Below are 17,307 nucleotides of genomic sequence, written 5' to 3' on the forward strand. Positions count from 1 at the left end.
CCTCTATCAGGCGTGCGCAGCGGCATCCCCCGGCGTCTCATCGGCGTCCACGCCGGCGGCGAGATCGGCCAGACGCTTGTCGCGACGCTCACGCTGGATGTCGGGATCGGGCACCGGCACCGCCGCCAGCAGGCGCTTGGTGTAGGCCTGCTGCGGGCGACGCATGATCTGATCGCGACTGCCGACCTCGACGAGGGCCCCGTGGCGCATGACCGCGATCCGGTCGGCGAGTTCGTCGATGACCGCGAGGTCGTGGCTGATGAACAGGCACGCGAACCCGCGCTCGCGCTGCAGGTCCTTCAGAAGCTCCAGCACCGTCGCCTGCACAGAGACGTCGAGCGCGCTGGTGGGCTCATCGGCGACGAGCACCTTCGGGTTCAGCGCGAGCGCGCGGGCGATGCCGACCCGCTGCTTCTGCCCACCCGACAGCTCGTGCGGGTAACGCGACGCATACTCGCGCGGCAGACGCACCGAGTCCAGCAGCGCCCGCACGCGCTTGTCGAGGGGCGCGCCCTTGATCTTCTCCGACAGCTTGATCGGCTCGGCGATCGAGTCGCCGATGGTCATACGCGGGTTCAACGAGCTGGACGGGTCCTGGAACACGATGCCGACCTCATGGTGGAGGGCGTGCAGCTGCTCGCGGTTCGCGTGGGAGATGTCCATGCCCGCCACGGTCAGCCCACCGGAGTGGATCGGCAGCAGACCGATCGTGGCACGGCCGATCGTCGTCTTGCCCGAGCCGGACTCGCCCACGAGACCCAGCACCTCGCCCTGGTAGATCTTCAGGTCGATGTGGTCGGCGGCGCGGAACGCCGGCACGCGGCCGCGCTTCGGGTACTCGATCGCGACGTCGTCGAACGAGACCACGACGGGAGTGGACGGCGTCGCCGCATCGGGCGCCTGCAGGTCCTCCGTCGTGATCCGCGGCACGGCCGAAAGCAGCGCCTTCGTGTAGGGATGCTGCGGGTCGGCGAACACGCCCGCGACGGTGCCGGTTTCGACGATGTCGCCCTGGCGCATCACGACGATGCGATCGGCCATGTCGGCAACGACGCCCATGTCGTGGGTGATCAGCAGAATCGCTGAGCCCAGCCGGTCCTGCAGCTTGCGCATGAGCTCGAGGATCTCGGCCTGAACGGTCACGTCCAGCGCGGTGGTCGGCTCGTCCGCGACGAGCAGCAGAGGGTCACACGACAGCGACTGCGCGATCATCGCACGCTGGCGCTGACCACCGGACAGCTGGTGCGGGTAGGAGTCGAACGCCTTCTGCGGGTCGGGAAGCTCGACCAGTGTCAGCAGCTCGACGGCGCGGGCCTTGGCCTCGGCCGGCGAGACGCCGAAGTGCTGGCGCAGCGTCTCCACGATCTGGAACCCGACCGTGAGCACCGGGTTCAGCGCCGTCATCGGCTCCTGGAAGATCATCGAGATCTGGTTGCCGCGGATCTCCTGCATCTCGCGCGGCTTCATCCCGATGAGCTCGCGGCCCGCCAGCTTCGCGCTACCGCTCACCCGCGAGTTCTTGGGGAGCAGGCCCAGCAGCGACATCGACGAGACGCTCTTGCCCGACCCGGACTCACCCACGATGGCGAGCACCTCGCCCGCGGCGATCGAATACGAGACGTGCCGGGCGGCGGGCACCCAGTAGCCGTCGACGCCGAAGTCGACGTTGAGGTCGGTGACCTCGAGCACCGGACCACTGTCCGGCTGGTGCGCCTCGGTCGTGGGCAGCATGCCGCGGGAGGTTCTCATCGGCGGTTTCCTTCTGTTGTGCGTGCGAACGGACTCGTGGTCCGGAATGCGACGATGGGGTAATGACAGATGACGTGGGCCTGTACCGATCGACCACGAACACCGTGATCGCGATCGGCGCGTGGGTGGCCTTGGCGGTCGGCGCGACGCTGGTGGTTCTGCTCGGCGAGGCCCGGTCGACGCACCAGCTGTGGGCTCTGCTGCCGCTGGCGCTGATCGCGCTGCTGGTGGGCGAGCTGTTCTGGCGTCCGCGAATCGTCTGGGACGAGCAGGCCATCACGCTCGTGAACCCCTATGCGACCACGACCGTCCCGTGGACGATGGTCGTGGACATCGACACCCGCTTCGCGCTGACCGTGGTGACGCCCTCGCGCCGGTACCGATCGTCCGCGGCGCCCGCGGCGGGCGCACTCACCATGCCGCGCGGGGGGCGCGACAGCCTCGGACCCGACCAGAAGGGTGGGATCCTGCGGAAGTCCGACGCGCTCGGCACCGATTCCGGTGACGCGGCGTACATCATCCGCGGCGTATGGCACCAGCTCGTGGAGAGCGAACGAATCCCGCTCGGCCGTGCCGGCAGCGACCGTGCACGCGTCCGCGTGCACGTCGCCGCCCTGGCGCTGAGCCTGCTGCTGGCCGCGGCGACCTTTCCGGCGCTGCTGAACCTCTGACAGCATCCGGTCTTACTCCGGATCCTGCAGAGTCGGTGTGCCGGTGCGCGGGTTCTGCGCCGCGGCATCCATCAGCGTCGTCGGAGCCGCGACATCGGGCTCCACGCCGTCGGCACGCTCCTTGGTGCGCCGACGCGAGAACCGGCGACTGCGCGGGTCGAACGCCTCGCGAAGGGCGTCGCCGAAGATGTTCGCCGAGAGCGCCAGCGTGACGATGAACAGCGCAGGCCACCAGAACAGCCACGGGCGCACCGTGAACGCCGACTGGTTGACACCGATGAGCAGACCCAGCGACACGTCAGGAGAGCGGATGCCGTAGCCGAGCAGCGAGATCGCCGCCTCGAGCAGGATGGCGCCGGCGGCCAGAAGCGATCCCGACACGATGATGACACCGGTCGCGTTCGGGAGGATGTGTCGGAAGATGATGCGGGCATCCGAGGCACCGGCGACGCGCGCCGCCTCCACGAACTCGCGTTCGCGCAGCGAGAGGAACTCACCGCGGACGAGACGCGCGATCACCATCCAGCTGAAGAAACCGAGCATCGAGCCCAGAACCCAGACTCCGACCGCGCCGGCCCAGTTGCCGACGACAGCGGCGATGACGATGGCGGGGATCACGATGAACACGTCGGTCAGACGCATGAGCACCGCGTCGACCCATCCGCGGAAGTAACCCGCGATCGCACCGACCGTGACGCCGACGATCAGCGCGATGCCGGTGATCAGCACCATCGCGACGAACGAGTTCTGGATGCCGCGCATGGTCATCGCGAAGTAGTCGCGCCCGATGCGGTCCTGACCGAAGGGGTGATCGCCGAGGGAGAACGGGAACAGACTCAGGGTCGGCTCTCCGCCGTTCACGCTGTTCGACAGATCGTACCAGTTGTACTTCCACCAGCCGGGGATCGGGCCGAGTCCCACCGCACTGGTGGCGAAAGCAACGACTGCCAGAAGGACGATGGCCGCGATCAGGCCGACCTTCTGCGAGAGGAAGCGGCGCCAGATGATCCGGCTCTGGCTGATCGAGCGCTCTTCGACGTCGCCGGGGGTTTCGGAGATGGTGCTGGACATCAGCGGACCCTCACTCTCGGGTCGAGTGCCGCGTACGCGAGATCGGCAAGGAAGTTGAACAGAATGGCCATGAAGGCGATGACGATGAAGTAGCCCATCACCGGGTACAGGTCACCGGGACCGAGCGAGCGCTGGAAGAGGGCACCCATGCCGGGGATCGCGAAGATGAACTCCGTGATGATCGCTCCACCCAGCAGGCCACCGAGGTCGGTCGCGACGAGCGTCGTGATCGGGATGAGGACGTTGCGGAAGGCGTGGCGCACGACGACGACGCGCTCGGGCATGCCCTTGGCGCGGGCGGTGCGGACGTAGTCCTGGCTGAGCACCTCGATCATGCCGGCGCGGGCGTAGCGCGTGTACCCCGCGAAGGAGATCGTCAGCAGCGAGATCGTCGGAAGCAGCAGGTGGAAGAAGACGTCCAGACCGACGCGCCACATGTTGTCGGGAGCGTATCCCGGCGTCGAGGAGCCGACCGTGGCGATCGGGCGTCCGTTCATGTCCTCCATGTAGCCGGGGAAGGACTGCATGAATCGGTCGATGAGGATGATGACGCTGATGATGACAGCGACGAGCACGCCGATGCGCATGTTCTGCGCGCGGTCGTCGCCGCCGACGAAGAAGCCGGCCGCGAAGCCGACGGCCAGTGCCACGACGAAGAGGATGCCGATGGTGGCGAACGTCGAGACGTCGAACAGGCCCTGCAGCGCGAAGTAGCTGATGATGCCGGCGACGGCGACGATGCCGGCGGTCAGCAGCGCACGGCGCTGATGGATGCCGGCGATCAGCACGGTGACGCCCAGAGCAGCGCCGGCGCTCAGCACGATGATCCCGACCGGGCCGAACCCGGGCGTCAGGAACCAGCCGGTGACGCTCATGTAGAGCAGAAGACCCGTGGTGAGCACGAAGCTCGTCCCGCCGGAGGTGATGCGACGGCGGGCATCGCCGCCGACGACCGCCTGCACGATCAATGCCACGACGATACCGACGATCACCGCGACGACGATCGGGATCACCGGGTCTTGCAGGAAGTCGTTGAAGCCGATGGCGACAAAGTTCTTGAGAAGCGCGGCGGCGAGGAACGAGGGCAGCGAGTACAGGAACAGGCTGAGGACGGTGAACGACACGTCGAAGCCGCTGTTCTCGCGCAGAGCCGACAGGATTCCGGTGGAGATACCGAAGAGGATGGCCAGCAGCAGTGCCGCGGTGACCATTTGGACCGTCGACACCATGGCGATGGGCAACACGTCGGTGACCGGCGCACCCTGGAAGGTGGTGCCGAGGTCACACGCGTTCGCGAAGGGGATGAGACACTTGGCGGCTCCCCCGACCCACATCGCCCAGCGCAGCGGTGGGGCGACATCCAGGTTGGCGAGCTGGATGCGCGCTTCGATCAGCTGCTGCTTGTTCGGATTGTTCGAGGCGCGCAGATCCTCGAGCGGATCCGTGGATATCGCGACGAGGTTGAACATCACGAACGATGCCGCGAGAAGGATGAGGATCGACACACCGACCCTACGGAGAATGAAACCGACCAAAGGTCACTCACTTCGACGTGCGACAAAACGACGGCATCGGGTTGCGATCGTCTGTTTCATCGGTTGACAGACAGGGGCCAGGGTGGCGCCTTCGGGATCTACCGTAGACGCCACCCTGGCGTGGGTACTACTTGGTGTTGGTGCTCTGCTTGACGGACCACTCCCAGTTGTTCCAGATCGGACCGGTCTGGTTGCCCATGTACTTCACACCGTCCAGCTTGCTGGAGATGCCGTAGATACCGGGTGCCTGGAACAGCGGCAGACCGTAGCCCTCGGTGAAGGCGGTCTTGTCGATGTTCAGCATGAGCTGGGTCAGCTTGTCCTTGTCGACGGTGGTCTGCGTGGCCACGGCGTCGTCGTTGGCAGCGGTGAAGCGGTTGTAGTTACCGCCACCGTCCGAGGCGAACAGCTGCGGGATCTGCGCCGTGCCGATGCCGGCCGAGATCCAGCCGAACAGCGACGCGTCGTAGTTGCCGCCGGCGAGGAGCGTCGACCACTTGGGGTCTCCGCCGTCGACGACCTGGAAGCCGGCCTTGGCCGCCGAGGACTGGATCGCCTGGAACTCGTCCACGCGGTTCGGGTTCTTGGTGTTGTAGAGGATCTTCACGGTCGGCGTCTTGCCGGCGAGGAGCTCCTTGGCCTTGGCGATGTTCGCGTCGAGCTTGGACGGGTCGTACTTGTCCGAGCCGTTCTGGGCGACGGTCGTCGCGTACTCCGACTGGCTCGGCAGCCACAGCTGCGAGTCGAGGACCTTGGCGTCGGGGTTGACCGGCGTGACGATCGCGTCGAGGATCTGCTGGCGCGGGACGGTCAGGAGGAAGGCCTCGCGAACCGTCGGGTCGCTGAAGACCTGGGAGCCGAAGTTCAGGTCGAGGTGGTCGTAGGAGACCTGGTCACCGGTCATGACCTGGGCGCCGGAGACGGCCTCGAGCGACTTCTTCGTGTCTGCGGATGCCTGCGGGTAGACGAGGTCGACCTCGCCGTTCTGCAGAGCGGTGACCTGCGCGGCGGCGTCGCCGATGATGCGCATGACGAGCTTGTCGATCTTCGGGGCGAGGTTGCCCTTGTAGTTCGGGTTGTGCTCGAACGTCAGCGACTGACCCGGCGTCCACGCCGAGAGCACCCACGGACCCGAGGTGACCAGGAGGTCCTTGTCGGTCGGGAACGACGTGATGTCATAGCCCGTGTTGACGAAGTCCGCGGCCTTCTTCAGGGTGTCGTTGGGGGCGACGGGCGCCTTCGGGTCACCCTTGGGCAGGCCCTGGAGGAGCTTCGTCAGGTCGGCGGCCGTCGAGAGGCCCGCCTTCTTCGCGACGACGTGCGCAGGCTGCGCGATCGGGTTGAAGATGTCCCAGTCCACGTACGGCTGGGAGTACTTCAGCGTGATCGACGTGTTGTCGTCGCCCACCTCGGGGAAGTCGGTCGAGTTGATACCCGCCGTCGAACCCGCGATCTGGAAGTACTGCGTGCCGCCCGTGACGTTGCCGTCGGCGTCGGTGGTCGCGTCATCGTAGTGACCCGAGGCGATCGCCCAGGCGAGCACCATGTCGTCAGCCGTGATCGGCTCGCCGTCGGACCACTTGAGGTCCTTCTTGAGCGTGTACTTCACGGTCAGCGGGTCGTCCGAGGTCTTCTCGTACGTGCCGAACGACTCGTCCTTGACGAGGTTGAAGCTGTTGTCCGGGTAGAAGAACCCGCCCGTGGTCAGGTAGACGTACTGACCGTTGGTGTCCAGGTTGCCCTGCGGCGTGTTGCTGTTCAGCGACGTCAGGTCGTTCACGATGGCCATCGTGACGGTGCCACCGGTCGGCGCAGCGTTGGTGGCGTTGCCGCCGCCGCTGGCCGTGCAGCCCGTCAGGGCGAGGGCGCCGGCCGCGGTGACCGCGGCAAGTGCTCCCCAGCGTGACTTCTTCAATTTTCCTCCTGGGTAAGGGATGGATGCGCAGGCGGGTGAAACACCCACGGCGCGGATACCGAAACCATAAGTTCTGATCAGCGTTGATCAAAACCGTTAGGGAAAACGTTACAGACCCTTAACTCAGTTCAGGGCGGATATGGCAATCTGACAAGGTGAGTGATTCCGGGGCCGCCGAACTGCCAAGGCTGAGGGGTAAGCGCGCCCGGTTGTGGTGGGAGATCAGCATTGTGCTCGCTCTTTCGGTGGGGCGCTCGGCGGTCTCCTCGGTGCTCGCACTCGTCCAGGCGCTGACGCGCGACCAGGCCCTGGCAGACCAGTCGACCTCCCTGAACCCGGGCGCGAACGCGGCCCAGTTCTGGGACGTCCTCAACCAGTTCCTGGCCCAGCTCTTCGCGTTCGCCCCCATCGCCCTGGCGATCTACCTGCTCTGGGAGCCCGGCCTCTCCGCCTTCCGGCGGATCGGCTTGGACTTTCGCCTCTTCGGACGGGACCTCGGCGCAGGCGCACTGCTCGTCGCCGTCATCGGCATCCCGGGGCTCGGCCTCTACGTCGCCGGGCGTGCGCTGGGCATCACCGTGCAGGTCGATGCCGCGCCGCTCGACTCCTCGTGGTGGACGATTCCGCTCCTCCTGCTGGCCGCCGTGCGTGCCGGCCTGACCGAAGAGGTCATCTTCATCGGCTACCTGTTCGACCGTCTGCGGCGGCTCGGATGGGGGACGTGGACGATCATCCTGTCCACGGCGGCGCTGCGCGGCGCCTACCACGCCTACCAAGGCTGGGGACCCATTGCCGGCAACATCGCGATGGGCGTCGTGTTCGGCTGGGTCTACCAGCGCTGGGGACGCGTCATGCCCCTGGTGATCGCCCACACCCTCATCGATGTCATCGCCTTCGTGGGCTATCCCCTGGCCGCCGCCTGGTGGCCCGCCGTCTTCGCCTGACCCCGCCGACCTTCACCCCCTCCCGGCATCCCACACCCTCCCCCTCCCCTGTCCGCGAGACACACGCTGCGCACCGACGCACGCGCCGTGTACCGGTGTTTCGGTGCCGGCGCCGTGTCTCGCGGAGGCGGCGCTCACTCCTCCCCCGGTGCCGCTGCGACGCAGATGTCCACAGATGGCGGCTCGGGAGGGATGCCGCGGCGCGGCGCGCTGTGCACTGAGAACATGCCGCCGTTGAAGACCTTCGCCGATGTGCGACAGTGCCCGGTGCCGCTCATCTCGCGCGCCGCCGAACCGCATGTCGACCGCGCAGTCCGCAGCGGGCATCTCGTCCGTGTCGTGCGCGGGGTCTACGCGCCCGAGACTCTCTGGCGTGAGCTGAAGCCGTGGGACCGCTACCTCACGCGCGTCCATGCAGCCGCACGCTGCTATCCCGACGCGGTTTTCGTGCGGGAGTCCGCCGCGGCGCTGCGCGGTCTGCCGGTGTTCGGCGAGCCGCCGCACGTCCATGCGGTTGCGCTGGATTCCTCCGCAACGCACGCCGTCGGCGCGATCCGACTTCACGCGGCCGAGCGTCCCCCGCGGTTCGAGAACCTCGGCGGCATGCTCGTGGCGACGGGCCTGGAGATCGCCGTGGATGCCGCACGCCTACGGCATCCCGCTGTCGCTCGCGCCGTGGCGGACGCAGCCCTTCGCGCAGACCCGCGTCTCACCACCGGGCACATGCGGGCGCTGAGCGAGACCCACCCCTCCTCACGGGGCCGACGTCGCGCGCGCGACGTCTTCGACCGCGCATCGGCGGTGCCGGAGTCGCCGCTCGAGTCTGTGAGTGCGACCGTGATCGAGGCACTCGGGTTCGCCCTGCCGGACATGCAGCTTTGGGTCCGTGGTCCGGAGCCGGGAGAAGACGATCGCGTCGATTTCGCATGGTCGTGGAAAGGGCGCCTCATCGGGGGTGAAGCCGATGGCGACATCAAGTACAGCGGGACGCTGGGCGACGCCCGCGCCGCGCTACGTGAACGACATGTCCGCGACGCGCGCCTGATGCGACGCGGCGTTCACACGGTCCATCACTGGGCATGGGCAGACGTGTCCGAACCAAGCCAGCTTCGCGCCATCTTGCTCTCCGCGGGCGTGCAGATCGTCCGTCAGCCGAATCTGCCCCTTCTCGGTTCGCTCGGCGGCGCACTGCGTGGGCTGCCCTGAGCCCGCCTCCCCCGGCCACAGCCCCCTGCCGCCGCCTGCCGCCGCGACACACCGCCTGCGCACCGAGACACCGGGGTACGTACCGTGTCTCGGTGCGCAGCGCGTGTCTCGCGGTCATGACGGCGGCGCGCAGCGGCGGGCGGCGTCAGGCGAAGGCCTCCACGGGCGGGCAGGCGCAGACGAGGTTGCGGTCGCCGTAGGCGTTGTCGATCCGGCGCACCGGCGGCCAGTACTTCGTGCGCACCAGACTGTTCACGGGGTAGACGGCGAGCTCGCGCGGATACGGATGCGACCACTCCCCCGCGATGACCGACTCGGCGGTGTGCGGGGCGTTCACCAGCGGATTGTCATCGGCCGGCCAGGTGCCGGATGCCACGGCGTCCGCCTCGGCCCGGATGGCGATCATGGCCTCGATGAACCGCTCGAGCTCTCCCAGGTCCTCGGACTCGGTCGGCTCGACCATCAGGGTCCCCGCCACCGGGAACGACATCGTCGGCGCGTGGAAGCCGTAGTCGATCAGCCGCTTCGCGACGTCGTCCACGCTCACACCGGTCGCTTCCTTCAGCGGCCGCAGATCGAGGATGCACTCGTGCGCGACGAGCCCGCCCTCCCCCGCGTACAGCACCGGATAGTGGTCGCGCAGGCGCACGGCGATGTAGTTCGCCGCGAGCACCGCCGCCCCGGTCGCCTCCCGCAGCCCCTCGGCGCCCATCATGCGGATGTACGCCCACGAGATCGGCAGGATGGATGCCGAGCCATACGGCGCCGCCGAGATCGGACCGCCGTCGAAGACGAACCCGCCCGCGTGCTCGGCGCGCTGCGCCAGCGGGTGCGACGGCAGGAACGGCGCGAGGTGCGCCTTCGCGGCCACCGGGCCGACGCCCGGTCCGCCGCCGCCGTGCGGGATGGCGAACGTCTTGTGCAGGTTCAGGTGCGAGACGTCTCCGCCCAGGTCGCCGAACCGGGCGAAGCCGACCAGCGCGTTCATGTTGGCACCGTCGACGTACACCTGACCGCCGGCGTCGTGCACGGCGGCGGTGATGTCGACGACGTCCTGCTCGTAAACGCCGTGCGTCGACGGGTACGTGATCATCAGTGCGGCGAGCGCGTCGGCGTGCGCGGCGATCTTGGCCCGCAGGTCGGCGAGGTCGACGTTGCCGGCCTCGTCGCACGCGACGACGACGACCCGCATGCCGGCGAGCACGGCGGATGCCGCGTTGGTGCCGTGGGCCGACGACGGGATGAGGCACACATCGCGCTGCTCGTCACCGCGGGAGTGGTGATAGCCGCGGATCGCGAGCAGTCCCGCCAGCTCGCCCTGCGAACCCGCGTTGGGTTGGAGGGAGACCGCATCGTACCCGGTGATCTCCGCCAGCCACGACTCCAGCTGCTCGATGAGCACCAGGTACCCCGCGACGTCGTCCGTGGGAGCGAACGGGTGCACGCGGGAGAACTCGGGCCACGACACCGCCGCCATCTCGGTCGCCGCGTTGAGCTTCATCGTGCAGGACCCCAGCGGGATCATGCCGCGATCGAGCGCATAGTCCCGATCGGCCAGCTGCTTGAGGTAGCGCATCATGGCGGTCTCGGAGTGGTGAGCGTGGAAGACGGGATGCGTCAGGAACTCGTCGGTGCGCCGCAGCGACTCCGGCATCGACGCGGCACCGCCGCCGGCGGCCCACCCGAAGGCGCGCTGTGCGCGTCCTCCGAAGACCTGGGCGAGCGCATGGAGCTCACTCAGCGTCGTGGCCTCGTCGACCGAGATGCCGACCGTGTCGCTGTCGCGGAACCACAGCTGGAACCCGCGCTCGCGCGCCGCACCCACGACCTCACCGGCCCGGCCTGGAACCGACACCACGAGGGTGTCGAAGAAGTCCTCGTGCAGCACCTCGTTGCCGGCCTCCACGAGCCAGTCACGCAGCAGGTGCGCCTTTCCGGTGACCTCGTCGGCGATGCGACGCAGTCCGTGCGGACCGTGGTAGACGGCGTACATCGAGGCCATGACGGCCAGCAGCACCTGCGCCGTGCAGATGTTGGAGGTCGCCTTCTCGCGACGGATGTGCTGTTCGCGCGTCTGCAGCGAGAGGCGGTAGGCCGGGCGGCCCTCGGCATCCACCGAGACGCCGACGAGGCGGCCCGGCAGCTGGCGTTCGAGTCCGGAGCGGACCGCCATGTACCCGGCGTGCGGGCCGCCGAAGCCCATCGGCACGCCGAAGCGCTGCGTGGTGCCCACGGCGATGTCGGCGCCGAGCGAGCCCGGCGAGCGCAGCAGCGTCAGCGCCAGCAGATCGGCCGCGACGACGACCAGGCCGCCCTGCGCCTGCACGGCGCCGATCACGGCGGACGGGTCCCACACGCGTCCGGAGGCTCCGGGGTACTGCACGAAGGCGCCGAACGCGCCCGCCGCGTCTAGGGGCACACCATCGGCGGCAAGATCGGCCTCGACGATCTCGATGCCGAGAGCCGCCGCACGATGAACGAGCAGGGCCTTCGTCTGGGGCAGGGCGTCGGCATCCACGAGGAACACGGGGCTCTGCGCCTTCGAGGCGCGGCGGGCGACGAGCATCCCCTCCACGACGGCGGTCGCCTCGTCGAGCATAGAGGCGTTGGCCGTGGCGAGACCGGTGAGGTCGGTGACCATCGTCTGAAAGTTGATGAGGGCCTCGAGCCGACCCTGCGAGATCTCCGGCTGGTAAGGGGTGTAGGCCGTGTACCAGGAGGGGTTCTCGAAGACGTTGCGCGCGATGACGGACGGAGTGAGCGTGTCGTAGTAGCCGAGCCCGATCATGGCGCGCGCCGGGCGGTTCTGCGACGCGAGCTCACGCAGCTCGGCGAGCGCCTCGGCCTCGGTGGCGGCGAGCGGGATCGCACTGTCCACGACGGGCGCGGCGTGGATGGATGCCGGGACCGCCCGCTCGACGAGGGCATTCACGCTCTCGTAGCCGAGCACGTGGAGCATCTCCGCCTGGGCGGAGGCGTCCGTGCCGATGTGCCGATCGCGGAAGGGGGCCGTGTTCACTCCTCGCCGCCCGTGAGTGCGACGTACGCGGCCCGATCCAGGAGGCCGTCGACATCGGCCGGGTCGACCTGGATCTTCACGAGCCATCCTCCCTCGAACGCGCCGCTGTTGACGAGAGACGGGTCGTCCACCACGGCGTCGTTGACGGCGACGATCTCGCCGGACAGCGGCGCGTAGAGCTCACCGACCGACTTCGTGGACTCGATCTCGCCGCACACCGTGTTCGCGGTGACGGTGGAGCCCACCGCGGGCAGGTCGACATAGACGACGTCGCCGAGCTTTTCGGCGGCGTAGTCCGTGATCCCGACGGTGGCGACGTCGCCCGCGAGGGCGACCCACTCGTGTTCTTCGGTGTACTTGAGAGCGGTCAGGTCGGTCATGCGGTCCTCCGGTAGAAAGGCAGGGCGGTCACGGTCGCGGGGATGAGAGTGCCCCGCACGTCGATGAAGAGCGAGGTGCCGGGCTCGGCGAGAGCCGGCGGAACAAAGGCCATGGCGATGGGGTGTCCGAGCGTCGGGCTCAGTGCCCCGCTCGTGATCTCACCGACCGAGGTGCCGTCGGCATCCATGACGGCGTACCCCGCGCGGCCGGCGCGACGCCCCTCGGCGACGAGACCGACGAGCACGGGCAGGTCGGTGGATGCCGTGACGACGGCCTCCTTGCCGACGAACTCGCCCTTGTCGGCGGAGACGACGCGTCCGAGCCCCGCCTGAGCGGGTCGGATCGCGGTCGACAGTTCGTGGCCGTGCAGAGGCATGCCCGCCTCCAACCGGAGCGTGTCGCGGGCGGCGAGCCCCGCGGGGACGAGCCCGAGCGGCTCCCCCGCCGCGAGCAGAGCATCCCAGAGTGCGGGGGCGAGCGCGTTCGGCACCATCAGTTCGAAGCCGTCCTCACCCGTGTACCCGGTGCGGGCGATGAAGAGCTTCTCGTCTTGGAACCGGCCCTGCGACCAGGCGTAGTAGCCGAGGTCGGCGATGGCGGGTGCCACGTCGGTGACACCGACCGTCGCCTCCACGATCTCTCGCGCGCGCGGACCCTGCACGGCGATGAGGGACATCTGGTCGGAGATGTCCTCGACGACAGCGGGCGTGTGTGCGGCCCGGGCAACGAACGCCTCCGCGACGAGCGCACGGTTGCCGGCGTTGGAGATCACCAGGAAGTCATCGTCGCCGGTGCGGTAGACGATGACGTCGTCGATCACCCCGCCGGTCTCATCCAGCAGCAGCGAGTACTTCGCCTTGCCGACCTTCATGGTCGAGATCCGTCCGGCGAGCGCATAGTCGAGGAAGGCCGCGGCTCCCGAACCCGTCACGAGAAACTCCGCCATGTGCGAGATGTCGAACAGACCGGCGGCGGTGCGCACAGCGTGATGCTCGGCGAGATCCGAGGTGTAGCGCACCGGCATGTTCCAGCCGCCGAAGTCGGTGAACGAGGCGCCGAGGGCAGCATGGCGATCGGCGAGGGCGGTGGTGCGAAGGTCTGGCATGAGTTCTCCCCGGGACATCGGGCGGGCGGATGCCGGGACCGGCAGCCGGGAACTCCCCCTCTGTCATCGGCCTGAGAGTTTCGCCGGACCCGCATGCGCGGAACCGGCTTTCACCGTCGGCGGATCCCCCACTGCGGGATCACTTTCCAGAGCGGCCGGACGCGAGCGGTACGCGGACCTGAGAGATTGGCGGGGAGGCTTGCTCCTTCGGTGCCCGGATCCTCGAAAACACTGGATGCCGGGGCTCTCCCGCACACGTCATGCGGCCTGTCTTCAGTTGCCCTGTCAGCATAGCGCCTGGCTCGACGGGCACGAACGACTATCGGGTGCAGCGCCCCGACGCGACGGTCGGCGAGTCGGCCGTGACCCGTTCGAGCTCCGGGCGCAGCACGTTCGTCGTGGTCGCGTAGCCACGCCCCTCGCCGTCGGCGCCGCGGGCGAAGACCACGCCGACGACGTCGCCGGCGGCATCCAGCAGCGGGCCGCCGGAGTTACCCGGCTGCACGTCCGCCTGCAACGCGTAGATCTCCCGCGGACTCACCGACGAGTCGTAGATGTCGGGCACGGGTACCGTCGATACCGACAGAATCCCCGCCGACACGTTCGTGAACGGACCGCCGTGCGGGTAGCCCTGCACGGCGGCCTGTGTTCCGGCCAGGGCCGGGTCGGCGACCGTGAGGGGCGTCGCCGGCAGGGCGCCGATGGAGATCACCGCGAGGTCGGTCACCGGGTCGAAGAGCACGATGCGCCCCTCCCCCGCGCGACCGCCGGGCAGTTCCACGACGGGCGTGTCGACCCCTGCGACGACATGAGCGTTGGTCACCACCAGTCCTGGCGCTGCCACGAAACCCGACCCGGTCATCGAGACCCCGCAGGCGTAGGCGGTGCCGCTCACGCGGGCGACGGACGCGGCGGCGTTGCGCAGAGCCGGATCGCCGAGCGTGATCGGCGGATCGGTGGGCGTGACGATCGCTCCGATCGCCGCCTCCAGCCGCGGCAGGCCGTCCGAGAGAAGAGCGCCGCGCGCCTGGGTCAGTGCGTCCTGGACCGGGGGCGGCGTGATCGCCTGGAGCGCACCGATGACGCGCGAGGAGGCGACCGCCGACGACACGTACGGAATGCCCGCGGTCGCAAGCCCCGAGGAGACGAGCACGAGAACCAACGCGGTGGCCACCGTGGTCAGCACGCCGCCGAGCAAGCGCTCCAGTCCCCGCAGCCGCGCGCGGTCGACGCCGCGACGAATCGCCATCCCGATCGCGGTGCCGGCCGCGGTCCCGACGACGACGAGCCCGATCGCGGCGACGGCGAGCGCCGCGGTGCGCCAACCCCCGGAAGGGACGACCGTGGACAGCCACGGCGTCGCCAGCGGCAACAGCCACAGAGCCGCGGCGGCGCCGGCGATCATCCCGATGACGCTGCCGAGGCTGGCGAAGAATCCGCGCGCCAGACCGGACGCGAGGGCGAGGAGCAGCGCCACGACGGCGATGATGTCGACGATCAGCACGGGGAACCTCCGCGCACACCGTAACGCGTACGGCTCCGCGATTCCTGCACGAATGCTGCCGGTCGAGCGCGATCGGGATTTTCGGCGGCGGCGCGGGTTTGCCCTTCAAGTCCAGATGACTCTAAGATCGTCTTCGAGGTTATGGTCATCATGACAAGAACAAGCGCCCCGACCGACACGATCCGTGTCGCCGTCTCGACGGTCATCTTCAGCCTGCGCAGCGACGAGTCGGGACGCCTCGCCGTCGTGCTGCCGCTGGTTCGTCGCACGCGCGATCCGCACGAGGGACTCTGGGCCCTTCCGGGAGGCTGGCTGGATGCCGCCGAGAACCTCGAAGCTGCGGCCTCTCGAACCCTGGCCGAGACGACCGGCCTCGCCCCGAGCTACCTCGAACAGCTCTACGCGTTCGGCGACGTCGGCCGCGCCCCGGGTCGCGTCGTGTCCATCGTCTACTGGGCGCTGCTGCGCGAAGGCGCCCAGCTTCCCGCGGACGCCCACAACGTGAGGTGGTTCGACGCGGCGCATCTGCCGGCCCTGGCCTTCGACCACAACCACATCGTCGACTACGCGCTGTGGCGTCTGCGCAACAAAGTCGGCTACAGCCGCATCGCCCACGGGCTGCTGCCCGAACTGTTCACCCTGTCTGATCTGCGCGAGGTGTACGAGGCGATCCTCGAACGCGACCTCGACCCGGCGAACTTCCGCCGGCAGGTGGAGAACTCGGGGACGCTGATCCCCACCGATGCGTTTCGCACCGGCAGCCACCGGCCGGCGCGTCTCTACCGCTACAACCACGACGTGGAGCTCGCCGAACGCGGGCCCCTGCCACCCGGCGCGGTCGCCGACGCCGCACCATCCGTCCTTCCCGAAGAGGTCACGATATGAGCGCCACCTTCCTCACCCTCCAACCGCGCCCCGACGGCGAGGTCGACCCCAGCGTCGACCACGCCGTCCAGGCCATCGTCGCCGGCGCGTCGACGGCCGAGACCTGCAACACCGATCTCGCGGCGGGACCGTGGGCCTTCGACGCGCGCCCCGGATACGGACCCGGCTCGTCGATGGGCGACGTGATCCCGACCGGCGCGCCCCGTCAGGGTGAACTTCCGGCGGAGTACCGCACGGCATCCGAAGACGAGCTGCACGCCCGTATCCGCGCCGCGAAGGCGACCCTCGGCGAACGCGTCGTCGTGCTCGGCCACTTCTATCAGCGCGAGGAGGTGGTCACGCACGCCGACTATGTCGGGGACTCGTTCCAGCTCGCGAACGCGGCGCTGGAACACCCCGACGCGGACGCCATCGTGTTCTGCGGCGTGCACTTCATGGCTGAGACGGCGGACCTGCTCTCCCGCCCCGAGCAGGCCGTGATCCTCCCCAACCTCGCCGCCGGCTGCTCGATGGCCGATATGGCCTCCATCGACGAGGTCGAGGAGTGCTGGGAGCAGCTCGAAGACGTCTACGGCGATCTGACCGCCGCTGACGCCGACGGGCGTGTCCCGGTGATCCCGGTCACCTACATGAACTCCTCGGCGGCGATCAAGGGCTTCGTCGGGCGGCACGGCGGCATCGTCTGCACCTCGTCGAACGCGCGCACCGTGCTGGAATGGGCGTTCGCCCGCGGGCGCCGGGTGCTGTTCTTCCCCGATCAGCACCTCGGTCGCAACACGGCGAAGGCGATGGGCGTGCCCCTGGCGCAGATGCCGATGTGGAATCCCCGCAAGCCTCTCGGCGGCTCGAGCGCCGACGAGCTGGACGGCGCCCGGGTGATCCTCTGGCACGGGTTCTGCTCGGTGCACCGCCGGTTCACGGTCGACCAGATCGACAAGGCCCGCGCCGAGCACCCCGACGTGCGCGTGATCGTCCACCCGGAGTGCCCCATGGCCGTCGTCGACGCGGCCGACGAGGCGGGATCGACCGACTACATCCGCAAGGCCATCGCCGCCGCCACCGAGCCGACGACTTTCGCGATCGGCACCGAGATCAACCTCGTACAGCGTCTCGCGGCGCAGTTCCCCCAGCACGAGATCTTCTGCCTCGACCCGGTGGTGTGCCCCTGCTCCACGATGTACCGCATCCACCCCGGCTACCTCGCCTGGGTGCTCGAGCGCCTCGTCGCCGGCGACGTCGTGAACCGCATCACGGTGCCCGCCGACGTCGCCGACCCCGCACGCGTCGCCCTCGAGCGGATGCTGGCGGCCAAGCCGTGAGCG

13 protein-coding genes, 1 pseudogene and 1 riboswitch are annotated in these 17,307 nt (G+C 68.8%); of the genes and pseudogenes, 5 read left to right on the forward strand and 9 right to left on the reverse strand.

The window, feature by feature from the left end:
- Positions 1 to 6: 6 nt before the first annotated feature.
- Positions 7 to 930, reverse strand: a complete 924-nt coding sequence (locus DEU37_RS15190; RefSeq protein WP_396652204.1) for an ABC transporter ATP-binding protein — start codon at positions 928 to 930, stop codon at positions 7 to 9.
- Positions 916 to 1,749 (reverse strand): annotated as a pseudogene (locus tag DEU37_RS15195) (ATP-binding cassette domain-containing protein); the annotation flags it as partial. The pseudogene DEU37_RS15195 and the gene DEU37_RS15190, both read right to left, overlap by 15 nt.
- Before the next feature lie 62 nt (positions 1,750 to 1,811).
- Between DEU37_RS15195 and DEU37_RS14045 the strand changes: the two are divergent.
- Positions 1,812 to 2,420, forward strand: coding sequence for a PH domain-containing protein (locus DEU37_RS14045; protein ID WP_121191231.1), 609 nt, complete (start codon positions 1,812 to 1,814; stop codon positions 2,418 to 2,420).
- Between the two features lie 12 nt (positions 2,421 to 2,432).
- Here the strand turns inward: DEU37_RS14045 and DEU37_RS14050 are convergent, their stop codons facing one another.
- The 3 genes from DEU37_RS14050 to DEU37_RS14060 all read right to left on the reverse strand — a co-directional run bounded on the left by DEU37_RS14050 (position 2,433) and on the right by DEU37_RS14060 (position 6,941).
- Positions 2,433 to 3,491, reverse strand: a complete 1,059-nt coding sequence (locus DEU37_RS14050; protein ID WP_016464716.1) for an ABC transporter permease — start codon at positions 3,489 to 3,491, stop codon at positions 2,433 to 2,435.
- The gene (locus tag DEU37_RS14055; RefSeq protein WP_016464715.1) at positions 3,491 to 4,996 is read right to left on the reverse strand and encodes an ABC transporter permease; all 1,506 of its coding nucleotides are present in this window, start codon (positions 4,994 to 4,996) and stop codon (positions 3,491 to 3,493) included. The genes DEU37_RS14050 and DEU37_RS14055 overlap by 1 nt, the downstream gene beginning before the upstream one ends.
- A 157-nt stretch (positions 4,997 to 5,153) precedes the next feature.
- The gene (locus tag DEU37_RS14060) at positions 5,154 to 6,941 is read right to left on the reverse strand and encodes an ABC transporter family substrate-binding protein (RefSeq protein WP_121191232.1); all 1,788 of its coding nucleotides are present in this window, start codon (positions 6,939 to 6,941) and stop codon (positions 5,154 to 5,156) included.
- Positions 6,942 to 7,096: 155 nt separating this feature from the next.
- Between DEU37_RS14060 and DEU37_RS14065 the strand changes: the two genes are divergently transcribed.
- Together DEU37_RS14065 and DEU37_RS14070 are read left to right on the forward strand one after the other, a co-directional pair.
- Positions 7,097 to 7,885, forward strand: coding sequence for a CPBP family intramembrane glutamic endopeptidase (locus DEU37_RS14065; RefSeq protein ID WP_121191233.1), 789 nt, complete (start codon positions 7,097 to 7,099; stop codon positions 7,883 to 7,885).
- 225 nt (positions 7,886 to 8,110) lie between these two features.
- A complete protein-coding gene (locus DEU37_RS14070; protein WP_259457305.1) occupies positions 8,111 to 9,091 on the forward strand; it encodes a hypothetical protein in 981 nt (326 codons plus the stop codon).
- Positions 9,092 to 9,236: 145 nt separating this feature from the next.
- On the opposite strand, the gene gcvP is transcribed toward DEU37_RS14070, so the two are convergent.
- From gcvP to DEU37_RS14090, 4 genes are all read right to left on the reverse strand, one after another.
- Positions 9,237 to 12,050 carry an aminomethyl-transferring glycine dehydrogenase gene (gene gcvP / locus DEU37_RS14075; protein ID WP_396652205.1) on the reverse strand — a complete coding sequence of 938 codons (2,814 nt, stop codon included), beginning with the start codon at positions 12,048 to 12,050 and terminating at the stop codon, positions 9,237 to 9,239.
- Positions 12,051 to 12,106: 56 nt separating this feature from the next.
- On the reverse strand, positions 12,107 to 12,490 hold the full coding sequence (gcvH, locus tag DEU37_RS14080) for a glycine cleavage system protein GcvH (protein WP_121191236.1): 384 nt from the start codon (positions 12,488 to 12,490) through the stop codon (positions 12,107 to 12,109).
- Positions 12,487 to 13,596, reverse strand: coding sequence for a glycine cleavage system aminomethyltransferase GcvT (gene gcvT, locus DEU37_RS14085; RefSeq protein ID WP_121191237.1), 1,110 nt, complete (start codon positions 13,594 to 13,596; stop codon positions 12,487 to 12,489). Before gcvT ends, gcvH begins: the two co-directional genes overlap by 4 nt.
- 156 nt (positions 13,597 to 13,752) lie before the next feature.
- Positions 13,753 to 13,858: riboswitch (glycine riboswitch) on the reverse strand.
- 57 nt (positions 13,859 to 13,915) lie between these two features.
- Positions 13,916 to 15,100 (reverse strand): MarP family serine protease, encoded by a 1,185-nt coding sequence (locus tag DEU37_RS14090; protein ID WP_121191238.1) that lies wholly within the window; start codon positions 15,098 to 15,100, stop codon positions 13,916 to 13,918.
- Between the two features lie 150 nt (positions 15,101 to 15,250).
- Here DEU37_RS14090 and DEU37_RS14095 point away from each other — a divergent pair, with 150 nt between their 5' ends.
- Entirely contained in the window at positions 15,251 to 15,985 is a 735-nt protein-coding gene (locus tag DEU37_RS14095) for an NrtR DNA-binding winged helix domain-containing protein (RefSeq protein ID WP_005053731.1), read from the forward strand.
- Positions 15,982 to 17,304, forward strand: a complete 1,323-nt coding sequence (gene nadA, locus DEU37_RS14100; RefSeq protein WP_121191239.1) for a quinolinate synthase NadA — start codon at positions 15,982 to 15,984, stop codon at positions 17,302 to 17,304. Before DEU37_RS14095 ends, nadA begins: the two co-directional genes overlap by 4 nt.
- Positions 17,305 to 17,307 lie beyond the last annotated feature (3 nt).

This window comes from Microbacterium sp. AG790, assembly GCF_003634765.1.
Taxonomy (GTDB): domain Bacteria; phylum Actinomycetota; class Actinomycetes; order Actinomycetales; family Microbacteriaceae; genus Microbacterium.